The 21,344-nt window shown below is 62.4% G+C and carries 22 protein-coding genes and 2 riboswitches; of the genes, 16 read left to right on the plus strand and 6 right to left on the minus strand.

Annotated elements, in window-relative coordinates; genetic code table 11:
• The first annotated feature begins 202 nt into the window (after positions 1–202).
• The 16 genes from yfcE to N2315_05975 all read left to right on the plus strand — a co-directional run bounded on the left by yfcE (position 203) and on the right by N2315_05975 (position 16,304).
• Positions 203–769 carry a phosphodiesterase gene (yfcE, locus tag N2315_05900; protein MCX7828725.1) on the plus strand — a complete coding sequence of 189 codons (567 nt, stop codon included), beginning with the start codon at positions 203–205 and terminating at the stop codon, positions 767–769.
• The gene (locus N2315_05905; protein ID MCX7828726.1) at positions 756–3,173 is read left to right on the plus strand and encodes a GAF domain-containing protein; all 2,418 of its coding nucleotides are present in this window, start codon (positions 756–758) and stop codon (positions 3,171–3,173) included. Before yfcE ends, N2315_05905 begins: the two co-directional genes overlap by 14 nt.
• Positions 3,174–3,176: 3 nt before the next feature.
• Positions 3,177–3,698 carry a chemotaxis protein CheW gene (locus N2315_05910; GenBank protein ID MCX7828727.1) on the plus strand — a complete coding sequence of 174 codons (522 nt, stop codon included), beginning with the start codon at positions 3,177–3,179 and terminating at the stop codon, positions 3,696–3,698.
• A 64-nt stretch (positions 3,699–3,762) separates the two neighbouring features.
• A complete protein-coding gene (locus N2315_05915) occupies positions 3,763–4,587 on the plus strand; it encodes a PHP domain-containing protein (GenBank protein ID MCX7828728.1) in 825 nt (274 codons plus the stop codon).
• 13 nt (positions 4,588–4,600) lie between these two features.
• Positions 4,601–5,632, plus strand: a complete 1,032-nt coding sequence (locus N2315_05920; protein MCX7828729.1) for a beta-eliminating lyase-related protein — start codon at positions 4,601–4,603, stop codon at positions 5,630–5,632.
• Positions 5,629–7,329, plus strand: a complete 1,701-nt coding sequence (locus N2315_05925) for an N-acetylmuramoyl-L-alanine amidase (GenBank protein MCX7828730.1) — start codon at positions 5,629–5,631, stop codon at positions 7,327–7,329. The genes N2315_05920 and N2315_05925 overlap by 4 nt, the downstream gene beginning before the upstream one ends.
• Positions 7,330–7,366: 37 nt before the next feature.
• Positions 7,367–8,035: a GerMN domain-containing protein gene (locus N2315_05930; protein ID MCX7828731.1), complete on the plus strand. Its 669-nt coding sequence runs from the start codon at positions 7,367–7,369 to the stop codon at positions 8,033–8,035.
• A gap of 11 nt (positions 8,036–8,046) precedes the next feature.
• Positions 8,047–8,793: a ribonuclease PH gene (gene rph / locus N2315_05935; protein MCX7828732.1), complete on the plus strand. Its 747-nt coding sequence runs from the start codon at positions 8,047–8,049 to the stop codon at positions 8,791–8,793.
• Positions 8,771–9,385: a non-canonical purine NTP pyrophosphatase gene (locus tag N2315_05940; GenBank protein MCX7828733.1), complete on the plus strand. Its 615-nt coding sequence runs from the start codon at positions 8,771–8,773 to the stop codon at positions 9,383–9,385. Before rph ends, N2315_05940 begins: the two co-directional genes overlap by 23 nt.
• 39 nt (positions 9,386–9,424) lie before the next feature.
• Positions 9,425–9,649, plus strand: a complete 225-nt coding sequence (gene secG / locus N2315_05945; protein MCX7828734.1) for a preprotein translocase subunit SecG — start codon at positions 9,425–9,427, stop codon at positions 9,647–9,649.
• A 63-nt stretch (positions 9,650–9,712) separates the two neighbouring features.
• Complete coding sequence (locus tag N2315_05950) at positions 9,713–10,753, plus strand: nicotinate phosphoribosyltransferase (protein ID MCX7828735.1); 1,041 nt, start codon at positions 9,713–9,715, stop codon at positions 10,751–10,753.
• A 118-nt stretch (positions 10,754–10,871) separates the two neighbouring features.
• Positions 10,872–11,309, plus strand: coding sequence for a 50S ribosomal protein L13 (rplM, locus tag N2315_05955; protein MCX7828736.1), 438 nt, complete (start codon positions 10,872–10,874; stop codon positions 11,307–11,309).
• A 35-nt stretch (positions 11,310–11,344) separates the two neighbouring features.
• Positions 11,345–11,728 (plus strand): 30S ribosomal protein S9, encoded by a 384-nt coding sequence (rpsI, locus tag N2315_05960; GenBank protein MCX7828737.1) that lies wholly within the window; start codon positions 11,345–11,347, stop codon positions 11,726–11,728.
• A 134-nt stretch (positions 11,729–11,862) separates the two neighbouring features.
• Positions 11,863–12,423: a TetR/AcrR family transcriptional regulator gene (locus N2315_05965; GenBank protein MCX7828738.1), complete on the plus strand. Its 561-nt coding sequence runs from the start codon at positions 11,863–11,865 to the stop codon at positions 12,421–12,423.
• The gene (locus tag N2315_05970; GenBank protein ID MCX7828739.1) at positions 12,420–13,766 is read left to right on the plus strand and encodes a TolC family protein; all 1,347 of its coding nucleotides are present in this window, start codon (positions 12,420–12,422) and stop codon (positions 13,764–13,766) included. Before N2315_05965 ends, N2315_05970 begins: the two co-directional genes overlap by 4 nt.
• A gap of 335 nt (positions 13,767–14,101) precedes the next feature.
• Positions 14,102–14,253, plus strand: a riboswitch (adenosylcobalamin (AdoCbl) riboswitch).
• Positions 14,254–14,492: 239 nt separating this feature from the next.
• Positions 14,493–16,304 carry a TonB-dependent receptor gene (locus tag N2315_05975; GenBank protein ID MCX7828740.1) on the plus strand — a complete coding sequence of 604 codons (1,812 nt, stop codon included), beginning with the start codon at positions 14,493–14,495 and terminating at the stop codon, positions 16,302–16,304.
• Between the two features lie 19 nt (positions 16,305–16,323).
• Here the strand turns inward: N2315_05975 and N2315_05980 are convergent, their stop codons facing one another.
• From N2315_05980 to N2315_06005, 6 genes are all read right to left on the minus strand, one after another.
• Entirely contained in the window at positions 16,324–16,638 is a 315-nt protein-coding gene (locus N2315_05980; protein MCX7828741.1) for an energy transducer TonB, read from the minus strand.
• Between the two features lie 422 nt (positions 16,639–17,060).
• On the minus strand, positions 17,061–17,444 hold the full coding sequence (locus tag N2315_05985; protein ID MCX7828742.1) for a biopolymer transporter ExbD: 384 nt from the start codon (positions 17,442–17,444) through the stop codon (positions 17,061–17,063).
• A complete protein-coding gene (locus N2315_05990; protein MCX7828743.1) occupies positions 17,441–18,118 on the minus strand; it encodes a MotA/TolQ/ExbB proton channel family protein in 678 nt (225 codons plus the stop codon). The genes N2315_05985 and N2315_05990 overlap by 4 nt, the downstream gene beginning before the upstream one ends.
• A gap of 77 nt (positions 18,119–18,195) precedes the next feature.
• Positions 18,196–19,146, minus strand: coding sequence for an iron ABC transporter permease (locus N2315_05995; GenBank protein ID MCX7828744.1), 951 nt, complete (start codon positions 19,144–19,146; stop codon positions 18,196–18,198).
• Positions 19,143–19,940 (minus strand): ABC transporter ATP-binding protein, encoded by a 798-nt coding sequence (locus N2315_06000; GenBank protein MCX7828745.1) that lies wholly within the window; start codon positions 19,938–19,940, stop codon positions 19,143–19,145. The genes N2315_05995 and N2315_06000 overlap by 4 nt, the downstream gene beginning before the upstream one ends.
• Entirely contained in the window at positions 19,937–20,944 is a 1,008-nt protein-coding gene (locus N2315_06005; GenBank protein ID MCX7828746.1) for a helical backbone metal receptor, read from the minus strand. Before N2315_06005 ends, N2315_06000 begins: the two co-directional genes overlap by 4 nt.
• 50 nt (positions 20,945–20,994) lie before the next feature.
• A riboswitch (cobalamin riboswitch) is annotated at positions 20,995–21,113 on the minus strand.
• Positions 21,114–21,344 lie beyond the last annotated feature (231 nt).

The following is a 21,344-nucleotide window of genomic DNA, read 5'->3' on the forward strand; positions in this document are numbered from 1 at the left end:
ATAGGCCAAAATAGTTGCCGCCCTTTGTGAATTTATCCCCTGGCTTCGAACCTTACCGTGCAAAGGCTCCTTTCGAAGATCTAAGCTATTCTTTTCCCGTTGATTTTTGTCCCCTTTCTTCCAATGGGGAGGATGTGACTTTATAATCTTTGGAAGTTTAAGGGCTTAAGTCCAGCGCTTAGGCGCGATGGGGGGTGTCGGCGTGTCCTTAGGGGCCCCTTGGGGGGATAGGTTCTTTGTGGTGTGCAGCGACGTTCACGGCGGTGCCGAGGCATGGCGCCGGCTTGAGGCGCATCTTTCCGGGGCGTCGTTTCTCCTTCACTGTGGGGACCTGTTCTACCATGGTCCCAGGAACCCCTTGCCGGAGGGTTACGATCCCAAGGCCCTGGGGGAGCTTCTCCGTTCCGCTCCTCTTCCGGTCATGTTGGTCCGGGGCAACTGCGATGCCTCGGTGGACCAGCTGATGGCCTCTCCCCGGGTGATGGTGGATCGTTTTGCCTTCTGGTGGGACCGGTTGACCGGCATAGCGGCCCACGGGGATGACTTCTCCTCCTTCCGGGAGGAGGCGTTGGGCGGGGGTTTCCGCCTTGCCCTGTCGGGGCATACCCACGTGGCTTCGGTGGTGAGGGAGGGGGACACGGTGTTCGTCAACCCCGGTTCCTTGAGCCTTCCAAAGGGGAAGGATCCCGCGAGCTTCGGGGTGGTCACCCCGTGCTCCGTATGGATAGTCACCCTCGACGGCGAGGTTCTTCACAGTGAGCCCATCTAGCTGGCGGGGCCTTTTTAAGGGTCGGACCTCCCACCCCCGATGGTCCAACCTGTTCGTCAGGCTCCATCGGATCCTTGACTGGTTCACCCTGGCGGTTCTTCTGGCGGGCTTTGGGGTGGCCTTTTGGGTTGGGTGGCCGTCGCTGCTGGGCTTCTTCGGCGTTGCGGTGGTGGTCCTCCTGTGGGACCGGGGAGGGCTGCCCGGTTGGATCTGGTTTCTCTTGACCCTTGGGGTCGTGTCGTTCCTTTCGGCCATGATGAGGCGTCCCTTGGGGGAAGTGATGGTTTTGCTGGGCACCGTATCGCTTCCGGTCCTTTGGCGTCTTAAGATGGGAGTCTTCAACGACAGCCTGATCAAGGTGTTGAGCGACTTCTGCCATAGGCTCTCTTCCGCCGGGGATCTAGAGGATGCCTGTCGGATGGCGGTCCGCTCCTTGACCGGCATATCCCGTTACCATTACGTATCTGCCTTCCTCTACAAGAAGGACCTTGACGTGTTAGTTCAGATCGCGGGATCCGACAACTTCGACATAGGTCTTCAGCTTCCCCGGGGAAGCGGCGTGGTTTGGCGGGCCTTTACCGACGGCAAGGGGGTGCTGGTGAAGGACGTAAGGTCCGATCGTGACTACGTGCCGAGCAAGGCGGAGACCCGTTCCGAGGTGGCGGTTCCATTACAGCTTGGGGGAAAGAGGATGGGGGTCTTGAACGTGGAGTCACCCTTTGCCCTGGAACGCCGGGATCTTTGGTTCATCTGCGTCATAGGCTCGCTTCTTTCCTACGTGCTCTCCGGGATGGAGGACAAGCGGGGGTTGGAGGAAGCCCTCCGCCGCGAGCGGGAGGCCTCGGGCTCCGAAGCTAAGCGCGTCAAGGTCCTGGACCGGGCGGTGCTCCAGAAGGAGAGGGCCCTTAGGGAGGCCAAGCGCAGCGCCCGGGTGGCGGAGGCGCTGCTCTCCATAATCAGGGGGCCTTCGGCGTTCACGGACCTTGAGGGGCTCTGCTCCTGCATAGTGGAGGCGGTGTCGTCCCTTGGATACTCCAACGTCTACCTGTTGGTCCGCCACGAGGACCGCCAGGACCCGGCCTTTGAGCTCAAGGCATTCAAGGGGCTTCCCCAGGACAGCGCCGTGTGGCGGCTTCCCATGTCCAAGCTGGAGGGAATATGGGGATGGGTGGTGGAGAACCGAAGGACCTACCTCTGCAATGACGCCCCCAGGGACCCTTTGTACCGTACAGGCCACAGCGCCGTTCGTTCCGAGCTGTCGACCCCCATCCCCTCATCTTCAGGCCAGGTTTTGGGCATACTGTCCCTCCAAGACGAGAGGCCCCTGCGGTTCAACGCCGAGGACGTGAACATGATGGAGGCCGTGGCCAGGTACCTTGGGTTCATGCTGGAGCATTCGTACCACATCCGGGACCTGGACCTTCGGATGCGGGGGATCCGGCTGCTTCACGACATAGTCCAGGAGATGGCCTTCTGCGGCAGCCTGGAGGACATGGTGAGGTCCGTGGTGTACATGGTGGCGGAGCGGCTTGGCTACCGGGCGGTGACGGTTTTCAAGCTGGAGACCCCCGAAGGGGGGGTGTCGGTGATGGCCTCGTCGAACAGGTATGAAGACATGGAGGAGGTGAACCGGCTCTTAAGCAAGGGATCCTCCCTGGTCTCCCGGGCTGCGAGGAACGGGGTCCTTCAGAACACCCCGGACGTGTCGAAGAAGAAGGAATGGGTGCCCCTCATCCCAACGATCAGGAGCCAGTTGGACGTTCCCATATCCATTCATGGGAAGGTCTACGGCGTTCTGTGCATAGAGGACGAGGCGGAGAGCGCCTTTGGCCCTAAGGAGGAGGAGCTTTTCACCATACTGGCGGGACACATGGCCACGGTTTGGCGCCTTTTGGAGCTGGTGGAGCGGGTTAAGGTGGAGTCCATGAGGGACGTGCTCACCGGGGTGCCCAACATAAGGAGCTTCAAGATCCGCCTGGCGGAGATGCTGTCCCGGGCCAAGTCCAGGGGGGTCAAGTTCGCGGTGGTGATGATGGACCTTGGGGGCTTTAAGGGTGTCAACGACCTTTTCGGCCACTCCACGGGGGACGAGGTGCTCAAACGGTTCGCCAAGGCGGTGGACCGCAGGACCTGCGACGTGGACTTCTTCGCCCGCTACGGGGGAGACGAGTTCGTGATGCTCGTTTGGGACGTGGACGAGGTGAAGTTGAAGAGGCTTTGCGGGATGTTGAAGGAGCTCGTGGATTCCATGGATTTTGGGATAGAATATAATCTTCATGTGGATCTTGGTTACGCGGTGTTCCCCGACGATGGTTCCGACGGGGATCAGCTTATTCGCCTTGCGGATGAGAAGATGTACAATGATAAGCGGGAGCGCAAAGGACAGGACAACAGGGAGGGATGACCCATGGTGGAGGTAGGAACCCTTAACAAGGGGGCCGTCAAGATGGATGCGGAGTCCCAGGGGGCCGAGAGGATACTTTTGGTCTTCGATCTTGTGGGTGAGTACTGCGGCTTGGATGTTAACATGGTAAGGGAAATAGTGCACGTCCCCCCTTCCATAACCAGGGTGCCCAACGCTCCTTCCTACGTGCGGGGGGTCATAAACCTCCGTGGTACGGTCATACCGGTGCTGGACATGGCGGTGAAGATGGGCAACGCGCCGTCCCAGAAGACGAACGACTCGAGGATAGTGGTGGCGGAGTACCAGGACATCCTTTTCGGGGTTTTGGTGGATGCGGTTCGGGAGGTTCGCACCATCCACGACGGCCAGGTGGAGTCCGGTGTGGGCACCGATGTTGGCATAGGCAGGGACTACGTCCAGGGGGTGGCCAAGCTGGAGGATGGCCGTCTCATAGTTCTTCTGGACCTGGCGGGCCTTTTTGACATAGACGACCTGGTCCAGGAGGAGGAGGAAGGGGAGGAGTGAGAGCTTCCAAGGCCCCGTCGGCCCTCCTTCGGGGGGGCTTTTTGATTGCCCGGTGGAGTTAAAGATGATATGGATTGACATGCACCTTCACAGTACCTGTTCGGACGGGACCCTAAGCCCCGCAGACCTCCCAAGGCTGGGCCGCCGGCTTGGCATATCCGTCATGGCCCTTACGGACCACGACACCACCGCTGGCAACCAAGAGTTCCTCAAGGCTTGCCGGAGGAACGGCATCAAGGGCATACCCGGCGTGGAGCTTTCCGTGGAGGCCCCCTACACGTTCCACATGTTGGGGTACCGGATAACCGATCCCGCCCCATTGGAGGAGGCCTTGGACTGGATACGGGAGGGCCGGGATGAGAGGAACCGCCGGATATGTGAAAGGCTTGAGGAGATGGGGATCCCGGTCAGCCATGAGGAGGCCCGGGAAGAGGCGGGATCGGATCTGGTGGGAAGGCCCCACATAGCCCGGGTCCTGGTGAAGAAGGGCTATGCTTCGGACCCCATGGACGCCTTCGCGCGGTTCCTGGGTCGAGGGGCCCCAGCATACTTTTCCAGGCGCCGTCTGTCCCCCGTAGACTCCATAGAGCTAATAAGAAGCTCCGGAGGGCTTGCCGTAATGGCCCATCCGATGCAGACCGGGCTGGGGTGGAAGGACCTTTACGATCTCATGGTGGAGATGAAGTCCATGGGACTTTGGGGGGTGGAGTGTTTTCACTCCTCCGCAAGACGCGAGGACGCCGTGCGGCTTTTCCAGATGTGTTCCGAGCTGTCCCTGGTTCCCACCGGCGGGTCCGACTTTCACGGGGATAACAAGCCCTGGGTGTCCATGGGGGTTTCGGTGGAGCCCACGTGGATCCCCTGGGCCAGGCTTGGAGTTGATCTCTAGGGGGGATTGTTTTATGCCCATGGACTTCAGGAGCGACACGGTCACAAGGCCCACGTTGGAGATGCGGCGGGCCATGGCGGAGGCGGAGGTGGGGGACGACGTATACCGGGAGGACCCCACGGTTCGGCGGCTGGAGGAGGAGTGTGCCGCCCTGCTTGGGACCCAGGACGCCCTTTTCGTCTGTTCCGGCACCATGGGGAACCTCACCGCGGCTCTCACCTGGTGCCCCAGGGGGACCTCTGCCATGGTGGGGCGCATGTCCCACATGTACAACTACGAGGCGGGGGGCATGTCCGCCCTGGGGGGAGTGTTCCCCGTGGTGCTGGACGATTCGTCGGGGTGTCCGGCCTTTGAGGAGGTTAAGGGGGCCCTCCGGGGCTCTGAAAACGTGCACTTCTCCCCCACGAGGTTGTTGTGTCTTGAGAACACCCACAACGCCTGCGGCGGGGCGGCGGTGGAGCTTCAAAGGATGAGGGACGTTGCCCTTAAGGCCCGGGATCAGGGCCTTGCGGTGCATCTGGACGGGGCCAGGCTTTTTAACGCCTGCGTGGCCTTGGGCTGTTCGCCGCGCCTTTACGGGGAGGCGGTGAGCTCCGTTATGATATGTCTTTCCAAGGGCCTTGGGGCCCCCATGGGGTCCGTGTTGTGCGGCCCTTCGGACTTCATAGAGGAGGCCAGGGGCTGGAGGAAGCGCTTGGGCGGCGGGCTAAGGCAGGCGGGGGTGGTGGCCGCCGCTGGGCTTTTGGCGTTGAAGGGCGTGGAAAGGCTGGCGGAGGACCACGAGAACGCCGCCCTGCTCTCCCAAAGGCTGGAGGAGGGCGGCTTGAAGGTGCATAGGGTGCCGAATCCCACCAACATGGTCTACTTCTCCCTTCCTTGCGGTGTTTCGCCGGGGGAGTTCGTCAAGGCCCTGGCGGAGAAGGGGGTTCTGGTGGGGGCGTCGTCGGACGGGAGGGTCCGGATGGTGACCCACCGGGACTTGTCTAGGGAGGACGTGTTGACGGCGGTGCCGATTGTTTTGGAGGAGGCGGGTCTTAGGAGTTGAGTCGCAGGGTTTCGGTTTCAGTTTTTCTATCGCTCTTTTTAGTGGGCTTCCTATGTCTTGCCCTGCCCCGGGCCGAAGCCCGGGAGGGGGGCTTCATGGTGTTGTGGAACGGGGAATCCCGCAAGGGGGATGTGCCGTTTAGGAGGCAGGGGAGCCTCACGTTGGTGGCGGCGGACGTGATGCTGTCCTCCCTTGGGCTTTCGTGGCAGCCCAGGTCCGACGGTTTGGTGGTCTCCATGGGAGGTCGCAAGCTGGAGTTCTGGGCCAACTCGCCGGTGGCTAGGCTTAACGGCTCGGTGGTGCCCATGGAGCACCCGGTCATGGGCGATGGGGGGCACTGGTGGGTTGAGCAGAAGGGGGCCCTTGGGATCGTCAACGGATTTCTGAAGTCCGCGGGCATGAATGGGAACCTTGCCTTCCGGGGGTTTTCGAATGGCCCCGCGGAAGTTTCCGCTGCCCCTGCCCCCAAGGAGTCGGGGAAGGGCCCGGCGTCCAAGGATTCCAAGGGCTTGCGCCCCGCATCCCAGGGAGGGGAGGAGGTTCCCCAATACGTCAAGAGCTTTCGGTGGGGCGTGCAGAAGGGCTTTGTGAGGGCGGTGCTGGAGCTTGGTTCCTTGGAAAACGTCACCGTGTCCCAGACCCAGCGGGGAGTGCAGGTGTCCCTCCCCTTTGGGGTGCCCCAGTCGTTGATACCCCCGTCTCCGAGGCAGGATGTGGTTAGCTGCTCCATCATCTCCTACGGTTCCTCCACCACTTTGACCTTTAAGGCCGCAAACCTGCCGGTGAGGCACTTTTCGTTGGACTCCCCGGTGAGGCTCGTATTGGACTTCCCGGACGGCAGCGCCGCCTACCAGCCCGCGGGTGACGCGGCCGATGGCGGGGCAAGGGTGGAGTCCTCCGCCTCCTCCGACGACTGGGGTGTTGAGGGTAAACCATCCAGAGATGCCTCCTCCGGGAATGGCGGCGTGGCCGATCGGCCGTTCATATCGGTGGAGCGGGTTTTCAAGGGTAAGGACCGGCCGGTGGTGGCGGTGGATCCCGGCCACGGCGGCAAGGACCCGGGGGCCATGGGGAACGGCCTTAGGGAGAAGGACATAAACCTTCAGGTGGCGTTAAGGCTCAAGGAGGTGCTCAGCGCCTACGGGGTCGACGTGAGGCTCACCAGACAGGACGATCGGTACCTCAAGCTTTCGGAGCGCACCCAGCTGGCGAACCAGTGGAAGGCAGATCTGTTCTTGAGCCTTCACTGCAACTCCCTTCCGCCGGGCCGCCACTCCCGTGGGGTGGAGCTGTACCTCATGTCGCTTCCCACCGACCGGGACGCCATGAGGCTGGCGCTGTTTGAGAACCGGGAGATAGGGGACGCTTCTTCTACCAATGAGGGCATGGACCGGAAGACCCAGTTGTTGATGCAGATACTGGGGGACATGCAGCAGAACCAGAAGATAGACGTGAGCACATCCTTTGCGGAGGCCCTTTTCGGGAGTGGCAAGTCCTCGGGGCTTAACATGAAGCGTGTGGCCCAGGCGCCCTTTTACGTGCTGAAGGGGGCCGCCATGCCGGCGGTGCTGGTGGAGATGGGGTTCATATCGGAGCCCTCCGACGCGGCGCTTCTAAGGGATCCCGGTTTCCAGGGGCGGATGGCCTCCGCCCTGGCCAGGGGGGTCGTGGATTACCTGAAGGGAGGCCGCCGTTGAGGGTGGGTTCCGCATACTAGCAATGGGGGATCGGAATATGTGGAGGGAAGACAGCCAAAGGGATCAGGATCGCTATGGAAGGGACAGGTACAGGGGCAGGGATGCGGAGGAGGGCGGTGAGAAGCGTAAGGCCCCGCTGCCCTTCAGGCTCATAGCCTGGGCCTCCCTGGTGGCCATATTCTTCGGGGTGGGTTACGGCGTCACGTCCATTGCCTTCAAGTACCTGGATTCCGGGGGCAGGAACGTGAGGGGCACCGTAACGTCGCCGGAGGAGGTGTCGGTGGAGGGGGTTTCGGAGGACCTGGCGTCGGAGTCGGACAGCTACCGGGTTTACCTTCCGTCCGGCACGTCCCTGGAGGTCAAGGATTTCAAGGCCTCCGGTGTGGTCACCGATGAGGATGCCATGAAGGGGGTTGTGGAGTTCTTCATGGCGGAGCTTGCCAGCTCCGGTTGGACCAAGGGCTCGGTTCAGGTGCTGCATCTTTTCAGGAGCGGTGATTGGCTTTACCTTGACCTGAGCGGCACCTTCCTTGAGGGGCTCAAGGGGCTTGGCAAGGAAAGGGCGCAGCTGGTCATGACCGGCTTGGTGAAGACCATGTCGGAGAACTTCTCCCCCGTAAGGAAGGTCAAGGTTTACGTGGATGGGCAGGAGGTGTCGGACAAGTCCGTGTTGGATCTGTCCAAGCCTTGGGCCCTTAAGCCCTAGGGGGTGGCGGTTTGGACAGGATAGACGGAAGGGGCCTTGGGGATTTAAGGCCCGTGGAGATAGACCGGGGCTGCAACCGCTATGCGGAGGGGTCTGCCCTCATAAGGTGGGGGAACACCCACGTGCTGTGCACCGCCTCGGTGGAGGAGAAGGTGCCCCAGTTCCTAAGGGGGAGCGGGCAGGGGTGGGTGAGCGCCGAGTACGCCATGCTTCCCCGTTCCACCCACCAGCGCACCCAGCGGGAGATAAGCCGGGGGCGTCCTAACGCACGGGGGCAGGAGATACAGCGTCTCATAGGTAGGTCCTTGAGGGCCTCGGTGGATCTCAATTTACTTGGGGAGAGGACCATATGGATAGACTGCGACGTGCTGCAGGCCGACGGTGGTACCAGGACCGCGGCCATAACCGCGTCGTTCGTGGCGCTGGTGGACGCGTGCCGGTGGCTGCAGGATCGGGAGTTGGTGAAGGCCTTGCCGGTGGTGCACCAGGTGGCGGCGGTGAGCGTGGGCCTCGTGGGGGATGAGGTGCTTGTGGACCTTTGCTACGAGGAGGACTCCACCGCCCAGGTGGACTGCAACGTGGTGATGGCGGAGGACGGGCGTTTCGTGGAGCTCCAGGCCACCGGGGAGGATTCCCTTTTCTCCCGTGGGTCCTTTGATCGGATGCTTTTGGCTGCCGAGGAGGGCATAAGGCGTCTTCACCGGCTTCAGCTGGAGGTTTTGGGGGTGGGGAGTTTTGAAGAGCTCTTGGAGGGTTGAGGTGCTCTTGGCCACCGGGAACCACGGCAAGGTGAGGGAGTGGGAGGGCCTTTTGGGGGGGCGTGGTATCTCAGTCAGGCTGCCCAATACGAAGGTGGATGTGGAGGAGGACGGGGCCAGCTATTTTGAGAACGCCCTCAAGAAGGCCAGGTCTTACGTGGGGCTCTCCGGGGGGCTTCCGGTGCTGGCGGAGGACTCCGGTTTGGAGGTGCGGGCCTTGGACATGGGGCCCGGGATATTCTCTGCCCGGGTGGGGGCTTCCGATGGGGAGCGGATACGGTGGCTTCTTGAGCGTCTTGAGGGGCAGGCGGACCGGTGGGCCCGGTTCGTTTGCGTGGCGGTGCTGCTCATGCCGGACGGCAGGGTGTTCTCCTTCCGGGGCGAGCTGGAGGGGGTAATAGCGGAGGCCCCGGCGGGGGACTGGGGATTCGGGTACGATCCGGTGTTCCGGCCCAAGGGGTTGGACGTCACGCTGGCCCAGGCGGGGGGCCTTAAGGACCGCATATCCCACCGGGCCAAGGCGGCGGCAAAGCTGGCCCTGTTTGCCCCTATTGTGATAGAATCCTTAGTTGGACCGTCCGATGGACGGTAGCTTGGTGTTTTAGATCGCGGGTTTGCGGGGGTGCTGGCGTTGAAGGTCCTATTGGCTTTGTTGCAGTTGGTGGTGTGTGTGGCCCTTGGGGGCTCCATATTGATGCAGCATCGAAAGAGCGGTGGTTTCTCCGGCATGTTTGGAGGGGCTACCCAGCAGGACAATTCCGGGGCTTGGCAGCGGATGAGCGGCCTTACCAAGATATCGGCGGTCCTGATGGGTCTTTTCATGCTGTTGTCGTTGGTTTTGGTGGCCATATCGTAGGACGGCGGTTTTTGTGTCGTGCCTTGTCCCTTGGGGCTTGGCTAGCAGGAGGGGGTCTTGGCCTTGTCTTCCGGGGTTGACCGGATGGAGGATGTTTTTAGGTTCGAGGTTGAGGGGGACCGGCTTTTCTCCGCCGACCACCATGAGATAGTAGGGGGTTGGACGTCGGACGTCTACTTCGTGAAGACCCGGGACGTGCTGCGGAGCCTTGGCAGGCTGGATGTGGAGGTCTGCGCGGAGGTTTTCGCCCGGGAGGGCGGGGTTTTCTGCGGGGTGGAGGAGGTTCGCCGCCTGTTCCTCAAGGCAGGTGCTAGGGTTTCCGTGGAGGCCCTTGAGGAGGGGGAGGAGTTCTATCCCCGGGAGGTGGTGATGAGGATCCGGGGCCCCTACGGGGAGTTTGGGCTTTACGAGACCACCCTTCTTGGGATGTTGTCCAGCGCAAGCGGCTGGGCCACCGCCGCCCGGCGTTGTGTGGAGGCGGCGGGTGGGCTGCCGGTGCTGTGTTTTGGGGCGAGGCATGTGCACCCCTCATGCGCCCCGGTGATGGAGAGGTCCGCCTTGATAGGGGGCTGTTCCGACGTCAGCTGCATACTTGGGGCCAAGCTGGGCGGCAGGGAGCCCCGGGGTACGATCCCCCACGCGGCCGTGCTGATAGCCGGCGACACCGTGAAGGTGGCTTTGGCGTACGATAAGGTGCTTCCGGAGCAGGAGAAGCGCTCCATCCTGGTTGACACCTTCCGGGACGAGGCGGAGGAGGCCCTTTCGGTGGCGGAGGCCTTGAAAGAAAGGCTTTTCGCTGTTAGACTTGATACTCCCGGGGAGCGAGGGGGAGTTACCCCTGACCTGGTGCGGGAGGTACGTTGCCGGCTTTCCATGGCCGGCTATGGTCATGTAGGGGTATTCGTGTCCGGTGGGTTGAACCCGGAGCGGATAAGGGTGTTGGCGGAGGCTGGGGCCTCCGGTTTTGGCGTGGGCAGTTACATAGCCCACGGCACGCCCCGGGACATGACCATGGACATAAAGGAGGTTGATGGGGTCAGCGTGGCCAAGAGGGGCCGGATCCCCGGTGTGACTCCTAATCCCAGGCTTAAGCGCGTGATCTAGCGGGATTTTCGGTCCCTGTCCGCCACCCCCACGGCGGTTATGGAGGGCCGGTTGCCGGTGGGTTGCGCTTTTGAGTAGATATGAAGAAGCTGTCTTTCCCAGCGAAGGAGGAGAATCCATGATCGGTACCAGATCGTTCATGGCTAAGAAGGAAGCCGTGGAGCGCAAGTGGTATGTGGTGGACGCCACGGACAAGCATCTGGGTCGTCTTGCGTCCCGGATAGCGTTGGTTCTGTCCGGCAAGCACAGGCCCACCTACACCCCCCATGTGGACACGGGGGATTTCGTGGTGGTCATAAACGCGGAGAAGGTGGGGCTTACGGGCAAGAAGCGTGAGCAGTCCATGGTTCACCGGTTCAGCGGTTACTCCGGCGGTCTTAAGTCCGTGTCTTACGGCAAGATACTGGACCAGAACCCGGAGAAGCTCATCGAGCGGGTAGTCAAGGGGATGCTTCCCAAGAACCGTCTCGGCAGGGCCATGTTCAAGAAGCTTAAGGTCTACGCGGGTCCCACCCATCCCCACGGGGCCCAGAAGCCTGAGACCTTGGAACTTTAAGGAAGAGGGGGGAATAGAAGGTGCAGGCTTCCAACATGTACTTCTGGGGCACCGGCAGGCGTAAGAACGCGGTGGCCCGCGTTAGGATCCGTCCCGGCCAGGGTTTGATCAAGGTCAACAACCGCGAGATCGGGGACTACCTGCCCCGGTTCACCTGGCAGATCCACGCCCTTGAGGCGTTGAAGGTGGCCGGTGTGGAGGGCAAGGTGGACGTTCTGGTGAGGGCCCACGGCGGCGGCCTTACCGGTCAGGCGGGGGCCATCCGGCTTGGCATAGCCAGGGCCATATTGAAGATGAACCCCCAGGCCCGTCCGGCGTTGAAGAAGGCAGGCCTTCTCACCAGGGATCCCAGGATGGTGGAGAGGAAGAAGTTCGGTCAGGCTGGAGCCCGCGCCCGGTTCCAGTACTCCAAGCGTTAACGGAGCGGGACCGCGCCGGTCTTCTCGGTCTTTCGGGTTTTTGGGGCCCTTCGGGGCCCCTTTTCTTGGGGGTTGCTTGACAGACCGGTCGGTTTGTGGGAACATCCTCTCGGATTCGGAAGGGGGAATGGGTTTTGGTTTCCGATGCCAGGGATTCCATATTAGACAGCGCAAGGCGCATATTTGCCCTTAGGGGTTACGAAGGGGCCAGCGTGGACGCCATAGTGAGGTCCGCCAACGTGAGCAAGGGTGCCTTCTACTGGCACTTTCAAGGCAAGTTCGACCTCTTCCAGCGGGTCATGGAGGACGAGGTGGTGAGGATAGTCTCCTACCTTGGGGAGGGGGTGTCCGACGGGGAGGAGCTGTTGTCCGTGTCCATCCGGAAGGGCGAGGGGTTCCTCAGGATGCTTTGGGAGCAGAGGGAGTCCTTGTCCCTGTGGTTTGAGCTTCGCCTTCTGGCCCACCGGGAGGTTGAGGGCATGAGGGATCTCGCGGGGACATTGAAGAACAGGATGCTCCACGAGATGCGTTCCGTCCTGGGGGAGATCGGCAAGGTCCCCGATGGGTTGGAGGAGGTGCTCTGCGTCTTCTTCGACGGCATCATGTTCAACCTCATGGTGTGGCTGGACGTGGACCAGGCGGCGGCCCTTTGGAGGCGGGGCTGTGAGGTCATACTGGGGGGGGCGGCAAGGTGAGGTTTCGCCAGATGCGGGGTTGTGCCCCGTCTTTCCTCTTCTCCGTCCTCCTCGTCCTGCTTACGGGTTCCGCGGCATTAGGGGGCACCCTTCGTTTGGAGGATCTGGAGTCAAGGCTCATGTGTTCCCACCCGGCGGTTAGGGCCCTTGACATGGGGGTTGAGAGGGCCCGGTGGGCTCTGGAGCAGGCCAGGGCGGGGTTGAGTCCAAAGCTGGACGGGGTGCTTTACGGTTCCAAGGCCCAGGAGGCCTCCAAGGGCAAGGTGTACGACTTCGAAAACCGCCCAATTGGGATAGCCATAACCGGTTACGAGGAGACCTACAAGGCCTCGTTGGCCTTGTCCTACGTGCTTTACTCCGGCGGGACCCTGACGGGCAAGGTTAAGGCCGCGGAGGCGGCGCTGAAGGCCGCCGAGGCGGATCGGGAGCGGGCTGTGGAGGGGCTAATGTACCGCCTGAGGGCCAGCTACCTCGCCCTCATAAGATCCCAGGGCAAATCTCAGGTGGCCAGCAAGGTGGTGGAGCTGTCGGAGGCGTATCTTAACATGGTTCAGGCCTTCTACCGGGTCGGCATGGTGCCCAAGGCGGAGGTGTTGAGGGCCCAGGTGGCCCTCTCCAACGCCAGGCTGAACCTCATAAGGGCCCAGGGGGCGGTTCAAAGGGCCTACGGCGCCCTGGACAGGGCGGCGGGTTTTAAGGTCCCAAGGGACGCTATGGTTGAGCAGCCCGTTTTTTCGGTCCCGGAGGAGCTCCCATCGGACCTTGCGGATCTGGCGGCGGAGAGGAGGGCGGAGATCCGCTCTTTGGAGATGTCCTACAGGCAGGCCAAGGCCCTGGCGGACGCCGCGGCGGGGCAGGACAGGCCGCAGGTGATTTTGAAGGGGGAGGCCTATCGGGTGGACTCCCACTTCTTCCCCTCCGAGAAGGACGATTATCTGCTTTCCATGACCCTTCAGTGGAGGATGTGGGACGGCGGGGAGAACCGTTCCAAGGCCCGCCAGTCCCTCGCCCTGGCGGAGTCCCTGCTCTCTAAGGTGGAGGACATGAAGCTGGCCATACGGCAGGAGGCCGTGGACGCCATGGAGTCCCTCCTGGAGGCTAGGGAGCGGGTCAAGGCCGCGGAGGCCATGGTGGAGCAGGCCACCGAGGACCACCGGATATCCCTCAAGCGCTACGAGGCCCGGGTTGGCACCAACCTGGACGTGATGGACGCCAGGGTGAGGCTGGAGCAGGCCATGAACGACCTGGTGGACGCCCGGTGCGACCTATTGTCCGCGGAGGCGGCCTTGAGGTACGCCCTGGGGGAGGACGGGTGGAAGAAGCTGGCGGCGGGCGGACGGTGATTGGAACAGGCCTCTGCCCCAGGGACCCGGCGCACCGGGCCCCTGTTTTGTTTCCTATCCCACTTCCATTGTGCCAGTTAAAGCTACTTGGGGGCTATCCCCCGTAAGCCCAAGGGGAGCTCCTGCGCTTTGTCTCTCCTGCTGACGAGGCTTCTAGGGCCTGGGACGCCCGACTGGTAGCCCCGGGACTTATTGGGGGCAGGGATGGTTTTTCGGAATAAACTTAATTTTCTATTACGGTTTTTGAGTGTTAACATGAACGAAAGACCCCTTGCCCTCACGGCGGCGCCGCTTTGGCCGCCGCAGGCGGGGAGTTGTTTTAGAAGATGTAAAACTTAAAAACTTAAAGGCCCGGCTGTTTCAGGAAGTCCGGTGGGAATCCGGCGCAGCCCCGCTACGGTATGGACGGTTATGGCCGTCTAAGCCCGACACTGGCGCCTGGGCCTTGAGTTGCGTCCACCCCTCGAGGGCGGGGGAGGGCGCCGTTTTGCGTTTTGAGGCCCTCGGGGCCTCTTTTTTTGTGCTTGATTTTTGGAACGCCCCTTGAGGGCGTGGGGGAGGTGGGTGATTCGAAAGCGTGATCTTGCCTTTTTCGTCTCTTGCGGTCTTCGGTGGTTTGATGTGTATTTTTTGTTTTCCGAAGGAGTGATCCCGTTGATTAAGGTTCCGCGTTTGTGGGGCCCTTTTGGGCGTTTGGGCCTTTCGGCTATGGTTTTAGTCCTGTGGTTGGCTCCCCCCTCGGCCTTTGGAATGGAGGTTCCCGTGGTAGAGGTCACCGGCTCCCGGCTGGCGGAGGACATGTCGGACCTGCCGTCCCAGGGGTACGTCATAACCTCCGCCGACATGGCCGCCCGGGGCTTTCAGAACCTTCAGGAGGCCCTGGACTCCCTGCCCGGCGTCACTGGGCTCGTGAACGGCGCCGCCATGGCCCAGTCCAAGGGCATATCCATAAGGGGCATGACCACCGAGACGCTCCTTCTGGTGGACGGGGTGCCCTTCATGACCTCCAGTTACGGCACCGGGCCGGTGTTGGGAGCCCCCTTTGACTTAAGATCCATACCCCTGAGCTCCGTGGAGAGGGTGGAGGTGGTTAAGGGGGCTTCCTCCGCCCTTTACGGCTCCCACGGCGCCGCGGGAGTCATAAACGTCATAACCTCCAAGGGGGCCGAAGCTTCCCAAAGGCCCCTGGAGGTTCGGTTCACCGCCGGTTCCGGCGGTTACCGGGCTGGATCCTTCACCGCCTCCGCCGCATCCCAATCCCTTTGGGTTAGGGCCTCATATTCAAGGGAGGATGAGGGGGAGCGGGAGATGAGGCTCAGGAGCAACGGCCTTAAGGACTTCTCAAGGGATTACAGCTCCAACCACTACGGCCTGTCCGTGGGATCCGCCGAGGGCCGATGGGAGCTCACAAGCCAGTGGGGGGACTACTCGTCCCGCTGGACCTACAACGGTGATGAGAACCGGCAGGAGAACAGCTATTCCCGGGTGGTCCTCGGGGTGCCCCTGGGGGGACTGAAGCTGAAGGGCTACTACGGTGAATCCGCCAAGAGGGTGTTCGACAGCAGCGGCAGGAGCGACTACCGGGACCGGAACATGGGCCTGTCCCTGGAGGGGCGGGGGCGGCTTTGGGGCAACGCCTCCGCCTTCGGCCTGGAGCTTCGGCGGGACGACTCCGACTACCTCAACGCCGACAACCCCTGGGGCAACAACGACCCCTACGACCTTAAGAGGGACGCGGTCATGGTATACGGCGAGACAACGGTCCCCTTGGGGGATATCACCGCGGACCTGGGGCTGAGGTATGAGAGGTGGCATGTGGAGGGCGGCGATAACCAGTCGGAGCTGTCCCCTAAGCTGTCCCTTTACCGGGAGGATGCTGGGGGCAGGCTTTGGTACCTTTCCGCCGGGAGGTTCTTCGTGATGCCCAGCTTCTTCCAGATTTACATGCCCATGAGGAGTTTCGGGGAGCCGAACTACGACTTAAGGCCCGAGAAGGGATGGAGCTACGAAGGGGGAGTCAAGGGCAGGGACCGCTCCTGGAGCTTAGGCGTCTTCTATACCCAGGTGGACGACAAGATAACCTACCAGTCCGATCCCGTGACTTGGGTAGGAAAGTACGTGAACCTGGACAGGTACCGGGCCTACGGGGTTGAGGGTGGCTTCTCGCTTAAGCTCTCCGAGGAGTTTTCGTACCGTCAAGGGGCCTCTTGGACCTATGGTGAGGAGTTAAGCGGCGGCGTCTGGCGTAGGTCCCAGGATCCAAGGTGGGACCTTTCGGGCACCTTGAGCTGGGCCAAGGGGCCCTGGAGGGCGGACCTTACCGGCCGGTTCTACGGCGACAGGGCCATCCGCAACAACAGCCGCGGGTACTCCGATGAGGACATGTTCCTGCTGGACGGCTCGGTGGCCTTCGCCTCCGGCGACCTTTCGGTGAGGGTCGGGGGCCGCAACCTGTTCGACCGGCGGTACGTGCTGGACAAGGAGGGGTACCTTACCCCGGAGCGTAGGCTTTACATATCCCTGGATGCCAGGTTTTAGCTTGAAGGGGGCGGGGGTGTCAGTCCTTAAGGCTGAATCGGAAGGGGATTAGTACGGTGCCGCTCAGGTCCTCCTTAAAGCGCCAATCCATGGCGGCCCTTTTGGCCGCTTCGTCAAGGGCTTTGTGGCCGCTGGAGGACCTTATCTCCCCCCGCTCCGGGCGTCCTCGGCTCACCCAAAGGCACACCACCACGGTGCCCTCCTCCCCCCTCCGCCGAGAGGAAAGGGGGTAGGGGGGCACCGACCTTCTCACCGCCAGGTCCCTCCCGTCCAGCTCTAGGGCCCCTTCGGGGGGATCCGCCGCGCCGGAGGTGGAAGGCGCCTGTGGCCCCATGGGGCCGGTCTCATCTAGGACGCCCTTCCCGTCCGATTGCCCCGCTGAGAGGGGGGCTTCCGCCTTGGGGCCCCAGTCTTGCGCGTCTTGTAAATTTTGTAAATTAGGTTTATGGGCGGTTTCCACCCCGGGGGACCTTCCATCTTCGGCTAAGGCATCCTTAGCTTTGCTGTAAGGGGCCCCTTGGACTCCTTGGGGGTGAGCCGCTTCCTTTGTCCTATGTCCTAGGTCTTCGCCAGGCCCTGGCGGGATGGTTGGCGGCGATTTTGGTGTGAGGGGGGCTTGGGGCTCCATGGCCACCGTTATGGCCATCCGGCGGCTACGCGTCTCTTCCTTGTAGATCCCCTCACCCAGGGCCCAGGGCAGGGCCCAAAGGGCCGCCCCGTGGAGCCCGAGGGCCAGCGCCGCCGCCGTGAGGCGTCTCACCTTGGTTCCTCCGTCAGAAGCCCCACGGAAGTGACCCCAAGGCTCTGAAGGGCCTCAAGGGCCTGGGCAACCCTTCCGTAGGGGGCGTCCCGGTGCGCCCCGAGCAGGACCTTGCAGCCCTTGCCATTGCCCTTTACGAGATCTTTGAGTCCTTCAAAGGACATGGGGCGGTTGTCCACCCTGAGGGACCCATCTTTGAGGACCGCCACGGTGATGGTCTTCGTCATCCCCTCCGTCACCGCCGAGCCCTTTCCGCTGGGGAGCAGCACGTCCTTCAGGTTGAGGCCCGCGAAGGAGGACGTGAGGACGAAGAAGATGATGAGGATGAAGAGCACGTCCAGCAGGGGCGTCATGTCGATATCAGGTCCGTTCCTCCTCACCCCAAGGACCCCACCTCCATCTTGCCCCCCCTGGGGCGCTGGGCTTGTGCTGGACCCTTGAACCTTGCAAGCACCACCCGGTCCGCCGCCCTGTTCAAGGCCTCTTCGTACCAGTCGATCATGTGCTGCAGGGCGATGAGCCCCGCCTGGGCGGGTATGGCGCAGGACAGCCCCGCCACGGTGGTGAAGAGGGCCACCCTGATGCCCCTTGCCACCAACGAGGAGGCGGCCCCGGAGGAGCCTATGGCGGCGAACATCTGCACCATCCCTATGACGGTTCCCAAGAGGCCCAGCATGGGGGAGAGGCGGACGGACATCTCAAGCCACCGTAGCCCCTTCTGCTGTCTGAAGACCTCGCCCCTTATGAATACGCTTCCCCCTTCCCTCATGGCCTGAGCCCCAGCGTCCCAAAGGCCCACCAGTTCCTTGAGGAGATCCTTCAGCGGGCCGTCCTCTTGAAGGCGGAGGGCCTCCTCGGCGCCCCGAAGATCTCCGGAGGAAAGGGGGGCCAAAAGGGAGTTCAGTAGCCCCTCCGAGGAGGAGAGCTTGTTCCTTATGGACCTCATGAGGAAGAGCCGCTCTAGAAATATCCACGTGCCGCTGACCGACAGGGCCAAGATGAGCCACATGATAGGGCCTCCTTCGTTCAGGAACCAAAGGGCGTGCTGCGCCAAGCCGTTCAACCTCCTCTTATCGTTTGTCCTGTGGCCTTGTCCTTTTGTGTTTTTCCAATTTGCCCCCAGGGCGGTCCTTATCCTTGTCCTCTGATGAGCAGCCAGAGGAAGAAGAGGGCCCCTACGCCGGAGGTTATTATGCCCACCGGTATCTCCGATGGGGCCCAAAGGGTCCTGGCCGCCACGTCGCATAGCGTCAGCATGGAGCCCCCTATCATGGCGCTGGCGGAGAGGATCTCTCCCTGCCCCCTTGCGCCGGTCATCCTGGCCATGTGGGGGCCGAAGAGCCCCACGAAGCCTATGGGGCCGCACAGGGACACGCTGGAGGCCACCGCCATGGAGATCGTGGAGAACAGTATCAGCCGCACCGATTCCACCGGCACCCCCCGGCTCTTGGCCAGGATTGAGCCGCACCGGATCAGCTTTAGGTCTTGAAGGAAGAACCGGCACGCCAGCACGGTTATCCCAAGGGTCAGGAGGGCCGGCAGGAGTGGGTCCCAGCCTATCACCTGTATGCCCCCCATGGACCAGCGCATCATCCTGAAGGAGTCCGAGTAGCCCCCTCCGTACTGGATTATCATGTTGAGGCTTCCGAATAGGAAGCTGGCGGCCACCCCCGCCAGCATGAGCCCCTCCCCGGAGGGGTTCCGCCTTTGGGTCACCGCCCCTGCCGCCTGTATGAGCCCTATGGCCAGGGCGGAGCCCAGGAAGGCCCCGGCCCCCAATGGGATGTTGAGCCCAAACCGTATGGCGCACACCGCCCCCAGCGCGGCGCCGGAGGACACCCCCATCACGTCCGGGGAGGCCAGGCTGTTCCTGAGCAGCACCTGGAAGACCGCCCCGCAAAGGCTCAAGGTGGCGCCGGTGGCGTAGCCCAGCAGCACCCTGGGAAGCCGCATCTCCATGAATATGGGGCTGTGGAGGGCTTTTTCAATCTCAAGGGGCACCTCCGCGGGGCCCATGAAGGGGCTTAGGATGATGATAGCCAGGGAGGCCATGGCCAGCCAAAGGTTACGTGGGCCTGTCATCGCAGCATGACCTCCGGCATCAAGCACCCCCTGCCCCGCTGGTCGGTGAGCATGACGAAGGGCACGTTGAAGACCTCCTCTAGCTCCGAGGGGCCTATCTGGTGCGGTGGAAGGGTGAAAAGCGCCTCCCCGTCCCTCATGGCCACCACCCGGTCCGCCCATGCCAATGCCAGGTTTACGTCGTGGGTCACCATCAGCATCCCCTTTTCTCCACCCGTCCCGCCGTCCTTAAGCGCCATGAGCAGGTTGAGCACCTCCTGTTGGTGCCGGTGGTCCAGGAACGCGGTGGGCTCGTCCAGCAGAAGACAAGGGGTCCCCTGTGCAAGGGCCGCGGCCATGAGGGCCCGTTGGCCCTCGCCGCCGCTTAGCTCCTCCATGGGGGTGTCCGCCAATGAGTCAAGCCCCACCACCCGCAGGGCCCCTTCCACCGCCTTGAGGTCCTCGGCCCCTAGGGGGTCGAAGGGCCCTTGCCAGGGGTACCGGGAGAGCTTGGCCAGCTCCCTTGGGGTCACCGGGGGGCGTCTTTCGGAGGGCTGGGGCACCATGGCCGCAATGCGGCTGATCTCCCTGGGCCTTAAGGTCCTAATGGGCTTGCCCATGGCCCATGCCTCTCCCTCGAAGGGCACCAGCCCCATCAGTGCCTTGAGCAGGGTGCTCTTCCCCGCCCCGTTGGGGCCTATGAGCGCCAGGGCCTCCCCCAGGCGAAGGGACAGGCTTAGGGCCTTCACGGCGGTCTTGGATTTGAAACGGACCGTGAGGTCCCGGGTCTTTAAGAGCTCATCCCCGTGGTTCATCGCTTCCCTGGGACCTCCTCTCCCCATATGGCGGAGGCGAACCCCTTAAGGGTCTTCGGCATCCTGGGGCCTGGACGTAGGTACAAGGTGCCCTCCAGTACCGCCACCTTGTGGGACCTGACGGCTCCAAGCCACGGGAACGACCTCTCCCATTGGGCCAGGACGTTGTCCTTTTTGAACGTCTCCTTGCGGTTGAATGTGGAGGATCCGTGGTAGAAGCGGCTGTCGCCGATTAGATCGATTATCACGTCGGGGTTCATGGCCATGAGCCCCTCAGGGTAGACCAGCGGGTATTGGGGGGAGCCTTTGGGAACGGCGTTGGTACCCCCCGCCATGGTTATCAGCTGGTCGTAGAATGTGCCGGGGCCTGCGGCGTAGAAGGACGTTATGCGGCTGCTTTCCATCTCCCGGGAGACGCACACCAGGACCTTGGGCTTCTTGGAGCTCCTGCGGGATTGGATGGCTTTGGCCGTTCGGTTCATCTGGGCCGTTATGGAGGAGGTGAGGGATCGTCCCTTATCGTTGACATTGCAGGCGGAGGCCAGTTCCCGTATCGATCTCAGCACGTCCTCCACGCTGTTCTGTCTTAGCATCACCCATGGTATCTTGGCCCTTAAGAGCTGCCTTGCCAGCGGGGAGTGGATGTCCTGGAGCACCACCAGGTCCGCCTTCATGGCCAAAAGCGACTCGATGCTCACGTCCGCGAAGCCCCCGATCTTAGGTTTGGAGAGGGCCTCCTTGGGGTGGTCGCAGAAGGTGGTGACCGCCGCCACGTTCGCTCCAAGTCCCAGGGCGAACAGGATCTCCGTGCCCGACGGCGATAGGGACACTATCCGCCTTGGGGCTCCGGCGGCTGGGCCGGCGGGGACCGCGAGGAGATGGAGAAGAAGAAGGACCGCCAGCCCGAAGGCCTTCGGAGTAGTTCCCCAAGGCTTTGGCCCGCCGGCGACGGACGAACGGGAAAAAACACAAAGGGGACCCCCGGCCCCCTTTTCACGATTCAAAAGACCCGGATGATACATGCCCTCGCACAACATCCTTCCAGGCTCCCCCCGGGTTTTCTGGCTTGCGGGCCGCGGGGTCTTGTCCGGAGCTGCGGCACGGGGCCGCCGCTTTTGACCCGTCGGCTTGCTTACAGTAGCGGGGCTGCCCCGGATTCTCACCGGGTTGCCCCGAGGGGCCGTCGTATTTTTTGTATGTCCTTTTGTCTTTGCGACGTTGATCCGCCTCGGGGGGCTTGGGTTTGGCAGCTCCCCGGGGCGGGAAGATTATATTGCCTTAAATGGGCGGGGTCAACGAACTTATCGGATAAAGTGGGGTTTGGCTGCATGTTGCCTCTCTTAAGAATCTAAACGAACGAGACGGGTTGCCTCATGTAAAAATCTAAACGAAGGCAGGGATCTT

The organism is Thermanaerothrix sp. (assembly GCA_026417795.1).
In the GTDB taxonomy this organism is placed as follows: domain Bacteria; phylum Synergistota; class Synergistia; order Synergistales; family Synergistaceae; genus Thermanaerovibrio.

What these genes read in the sequence shown, in the direction of transcription:
- N2315_06000 (MCX7828745.1), bottom strand. Translation starts at nt 19,940, where the DNA reads ATGAACCACGGGGATGAGCTCTTAAAGACCCGGGACCTCACGGTCCGT.
- N2315_05930 (MCX7828731.1), top strand. Translation starts at nt 7,367, where the DNA reads ATGTGGAGGGAAGACAGCCAAAGGGATCAGGATCGCTATGGAAGGGAC.
- N2315_05980 (MCX7828741.1), bottom strand. Translation starts at nt 16,638, where the DNA reads ATGGGGCCACAGGCGCCTTCCACCTCCGGCGCGGCGGATCCCCCCGAA.
- N2315_05915 (MCX7828728.1), top strand. Translation starts at nt 3,763, where the DNA reads ATGATATGGATTGACATGCACCTTCACAGTACCTGTTCGGACGGGACC.
- N2315_05920 (MCX7828729.1), top strand. Translation starts at nt 4,601, where the DNA reads ATGCCCATGGACTTCAGGAGCGACACGGTCACAAGGCCCACGTTGGAG.
- rpsI (MCX7828737.1), top strand. Translation starts at nt 11,345, where the DNA reads ATGTACTTCTGGGGCACCGGCAGGCGTAAGAACGCGGTGGCCCGCGTT.
- N2315_05995 (MCX7828744.1), bottom strand. Translation starts at nt 19,146, where the DNA reads ATGACAGGCCCACGTAACCTTTGGCTGGCCATGGCCTCCCTGGCTATC.
- N2315_05910 (MCX7828727.1), top strand. Translation starts at nt 3,177, where the DNA reads ATGGTGGAGGTAGGAACCCTTAACAAGGGGGCCGTCAAGATGGATGCG.
- rplM (MCX7828736.1), top strand. Translation starts at nt 10,872, where the DNA reads ATGATCGGTACCAGATCGTTCATGGCTAAGAAGGAAGCCGTGGAGCGC.